This window comes from Nonlabens dokdonensis (genome assembly GCF_002162835.1).
GTDB lineage: Bacteria > Bacteroidota > Bacteroidia > Flavobacteriales > Flavobacteriaceae > Nonlabens > Nonlabens dokdonensis_B.
Genome location: NZ_MAAX01000125.1, coordinates 1 through 4,816, shown reverse-complemented (window position 1 = coordinate 4,816; position 4,816 = coordinate 1). Strand labels below are relative to the sequence as shown.

Annotated in this window: 3 protein-coding genes; all 3 read left to right on the top strand. The window is 36.2% G+C overall.

Annotation, left to right across the window (positions count from 1 at the left end):
- Positions 1 to 618: phosphate acyltransferase (locus A9Q93_RS08500; protein ID WP_303686964.1), on the top strand; the 618-nt coding region annotated here is incomplete at its 5' end.
- Positions 619 to 688: 70 nt separating this feature from the next.
- The gene (gene ruvA / locus A9Q93_RS08495; protein ID WP_303686963.1) at positions 689 to 1,270 is read left to right on the top strand and encodes a Holliday junction branch migration protein RuvA; all 582 of its coding nucleotides are present in this window, start codon (positions 689 to 691) and stop codon (positions 1,268 to 1,270) included.
- A gap of 3 nt (positions 1,271 to 1,273) precedes the next feature.
- A partial coding sequence (gene sprA / locus A9Q93_RS08490; protein ID WP_303686962.1) for a cell surface protein SprA occupies positions 1,274 to 4,816 on the top strand: 3,543 nt, incomplete at its 3' end.

Here is a 4,816-nt window from a genome sequence, read left to right as displayed (position 1 = left end):
CCTATCTCTATAAAACCTATGATGGAGATAATAGGAAAATCTCCTGGTGTGGATAAGATAGCTACTACTAACTTAATGATCACGGCGAGAGGCCCATTATTTGTTTCTGATACTTCTATAAATATTAATCCAGACGCTATAGAATTGGCTAAGATTGCTCAAATGACTGGTCGTACAGCTTCCATGTTTGGTGTGTCACCTGTCATTGCGATGACATCATACGCAAATTTTGGGTCGTCTTCACATCCTAACGCTTCAAAAGTTACCGAAGCGGTTAAATATTTGCATCAGTACTATCCAGATTTAGTGGTAGATGGAGAGCTTCAAACAGATTTTGCTTTAAATCAAGAATTGCTTAAGAGTAAATTTCCTTTCTCAAAGCTAGCAGGTAAGAAAGTAAACACCTTAGTGTTTCCTAATCTAGAAAGCGCTAATAGTTCGTACAAAATGCTTAAAGAATTAAATGGTATAGATTCTATAGGTCCTATAATGATGGGTATGAAAAAGCCAGTACACATTTTGCAATTAGGAGCTAGTGTTGATGAAATTGTAAACATGGCAGCGGTAGCTGTAATCGATGCACAACAAAAAGAAAAGCACGCAAAAAAGAGCCTTTAAAACTACTTGCGTGCTTAACATTTGATCATTAATATTTTCTTACATTTGATTTCTTAAAATATGTTAAATAATGATTGCACAACTTCAAGGTAAACTAGTAGAGAAGAATATGACTGATGTAGTCATAGACTGTGCTGGAGTAGGATATCTTGTAGAAATTTCCCTTCACACGTATTCTTTAATTCCTGAAGGTGAGTTAATTAAATTATTTACCTACCAGTTAGTTAGAGAAGACGCTCACCGTTTATTCGGTTTTATGGAAAAAACAGAGCGAGAAATATTTAAACTACTACTTTCTGTATCTGGTATAGGTGCAAATACTGCTAGAACCATGCTTTCTAGTCTCGATCCTAATCAAATAGCTCAAGCTATTGCGTCTGGAGATGCACGAACAATACAAAGTGTCAAAGGAATAGGAGCAAAAGGAGCCCAGCGTGTAATACTGGATTTAAAAGATAAAATCTTACAAGTGCTCGATAATCCAGATTTAACAGTAGTAGCAAGCAATACTGGACGAGAAGAAGCGTTATCTGCATTAGAAACATTAGGATATATGCGTAAGCAAGCCCAAAAAGTGGTGGACAAAATACTATCTTCTCAGCCCGATGCGACTACGGAACAACTTATAAAACAAGCACTTAAACAGTTATAAGATTTGAAATATCATACTACTAACTTAAGGTTTGTTGCCTTTATTTTATGCCTTTTGGTTTCCGCTTTCGCGAAAGCGCAAGAACCTAATCAAACCGCACAAGATTCTATTAAAACTGGAGTGAGGCTAGGAACGTTACAGTTGCCAGATCCTCCAAGCATTACCACTTTATATAAGTACAATGCAAATCTAGATCGCTACATATACTCCAGCACCTTTAACGGTTATAATATTGATTTTCCATTTATATTGACAAGGGAACAATACTTAGATCTAGTACTGAAGCAGCAAATGCGCGATTATTTCAAGGAGAAAGCTGCTGCCATAGCTGGTAAGTCTAAAGAAGATAAAGAAAAACAAAAAGATTTACTTCCTAATTTTTACGTGAATTCAGATTTATTTGAATCGATTTTTGGAGGTACTGAAATTGATATTGATCCTCAAGGCTCTGTAGAAGTAGATCTAGGTTTATTGTTCAATAGATCAGATAACCCTAGTTTTTCTCCTAGAAACAGACAAAACTTAACTTTTGATTTCAATCAGCGTATTAACCTAAGTCTGGTAGGTAAAGTAGGTACTAGATTACAGGTAAATGCAAATTATGATACACAAAGTACCTTTAATTTCCAGAATCAAATCAAGTTAGATTACACTCCTACAGAAGATGATATTTTACAGAGCATAGAAGTCGGTAATGTGGCAATGCCTTTAAATTCTCAATTGATACGAGGAGCTCAGAGTTTATTCGGTATCAAAACAGAGTTGCAATTTGGTAAGACTAGAATTACAGCTGTTTTTTCTGAGCAACAATCTGAGTCTAGAACAGTGCAAGCAGCTGGAGGAGCAACGGTCAATGATTTTGATTTTTTCTCATTAGATTATGATGAGAACCGCCACTATTTTCTTTCTCATTACTTTAGAGATAACTATGATACTGCTCTACAGGACTTTCCGTTCATAAGAAATAACATTCAAATTACTAGAGCTGAGGTATGGATAACTAACCGAGGTAATAGAACTCAAGATGTACGTAATTTAGTTGCTATTCAAGACATAGGAGAGTCAGATCCTGAAAATATAGGGTTAGATACAGTGCCTAGTGGATTTTTAAATGTTCCCGCAGGAAGCTTTCCTGATAATGAAAATAACGACTTTAATCCAGAAGGGATTAATGGAGGTTCACAAACCCTTCTTAATAGTCAGATAAGAGATATCGCTACCGTTCAACAAGGTTTTGGTGGAGCAACTGTTAATGAAGGCTTTGACTATGTAACTCTTGAAAATGCCAGGAAACTAACCCCACAAGAATATATTTTGAATACCCAGCTAGGGTATATTTCTTTAAGACAACGACTGAATAATGACGAGGTTCTCGCTGTTGCATTTCAATATACGGTAGGTGGTCAAGTCTTTCAAGTAGGTGAATTTGCTAATGATGGTATTATTGCTACAGATGTTGTGGCAAATCCTAATCCTAATCAGCCACCAGTTAACAATCAAAGTTTAGTAGTGAAGTTGCTTAAGAGTAATCTTACTAATGTAAGCGAGCCTATCTGGGATTTAATGATGAAGAACATCTATAATCTAGGAGGCTTTCAACTTACTCCTGAAGATTTTAGATTAAATATCTTTTATCAATATCCGCCAGAGCTTAACTATATCACAGCTGCTGAAGGTACTATAGGAAACCCTGCAGTTGCCTTACCTGATGATGTAGATCAAACTACATTAATACGTGTTTTTAATCTAGATAGATTGAATCAACAAGGTGATCCACAGCCGCAAGGTGATGGTTTTTTTGATTATGTTCCAGGGCTTACTATTGATGAAGAAAATGGTAGAATCATATTTACTACCGTGGAACCATTTGGTAGTCATATATTTAATAAGTTAGATAATACTCCAGGAACAGATTACAATGACCCTTCTACATATAATGCAAATCAAGCGCAATATGTATATAGGGATATGTATCGTACTACAAAAGCGCAAGCATTACAGAGTGCAGATAAGAACAAATATCTTATTAAAGGAGAATACAAATCTACTGGACAAGAAGGAATTCCTATCGGTGGTTTTAATGTTCCTCGAGGCTCCGTAACCGTAACTGCGGGAGGAAGAACGTTACAAGAAGGAATTGATTATACAGTAGATTATCAATTAGGTCGTGTAATTATTTTAGATCAAGCCTTATTAAATTCTAATACACCTATACAAGTTTCTACAGAAAACAATTCTGTTTTCAATCAGCAAACAAAACGTTTTACAGGTATTAATGTAGAACATAAATTTAGTGATGATTTTATTTTAGGAGGTACATTCCTTAATCTGAAGGAACGACCTATTACTCAAAAATCTACTTACGGTTTTGAGCCTATTAACAATACGATTCTAGGTATGAACTTCTTATATAATACAGAAGTTCCATTTTTAACTAGGTTAGCAAATAAATTGCCTAATGTTGATACAGATGTGCCATCAAATTTATCATTAAGAGGTGAGATAGCTTATTTATTTCCAGGTTCACCAGCTGGAGATGATTTTGGTGGGCAAGCAGCTGCTTATGTTGATGATTTTGAAGGCTCTCAAACGACTATCGATATATTAACTCCTTTTTCTTGGTCTTTAGCCAGTACTCCAGTAGCTTTTGAAGGTGCGGGCAGTCCAGCAAATCCTTTGGCATACAATTTCAGTCGTGCAAAGATGGCTTGGTATTCCATCGACCCTATATTCTATGGCAATCAAAGACCTACAGGAATTACTGATGACGACGTCTCTGATTACAGGACTAGACGCGTTTTTATTGATGAATTATTTCCTAATGTAGATTTACAGCAAGGCCAGCAGCAGGTGATTAACACTTTAGATATGGCTTACTATCCTGACGAGCGCGGACAGTATAATTATAATCCACAAGCTGCGGGAACAAATATCTTACCTAATCCTGCAGATAATTGGGGTGGAATCATGCGACAATTCTCTAGTACAGATTTTGAGCAGACTAACGTGGAGTATATTCAATTTTGGATTATGGATCCGTTTCAATATGATCCTACAAATAATGGTGGTACCATTTCTATAAATCTAGGGAGTATTTCTGAAGATATCCTAAAAGATAATAGGAAGCAATTTGAAAATGGATTGCCAGATGATGGCGGTACAGACTTAACTGTAAATACAGCTTATGGTAAAGTGCCTGTTAATCAGTCATTAGTTTATGCGTTTGATACACAAGGTGCTGAGCGTGAAAATCAAGATATAGGGCTAGATGGCTATAGTGATAATGAAGAGCTTGCAGACTTTCCTGCATTTGGACCTATAGATCCAGCTGGTGATAATTATGAATTTTTTGTAGCGGCCACCGGAGACATTCCTATGAGGTATAAAAACTATAATGGTACAGAAGGTAATTCACCTACCACCGTTACTCAAGATAATCGAGGTTCTACAACCTTGCCAGATGTAGAAGATATCAACCGTGATAACACGATGAATACGATTGATAGCTATTATGAGTATGATATTGACATCTTCCCAGGAATGGAT

Coding starts and splice junctions, on each gene's coding strand:
- ruvA (WP_303686963.1), top strand. CDS start 689: ATGATTGCACAACTTCAAGGTAAACTAGTAGAGAAGAATATGACTGAT.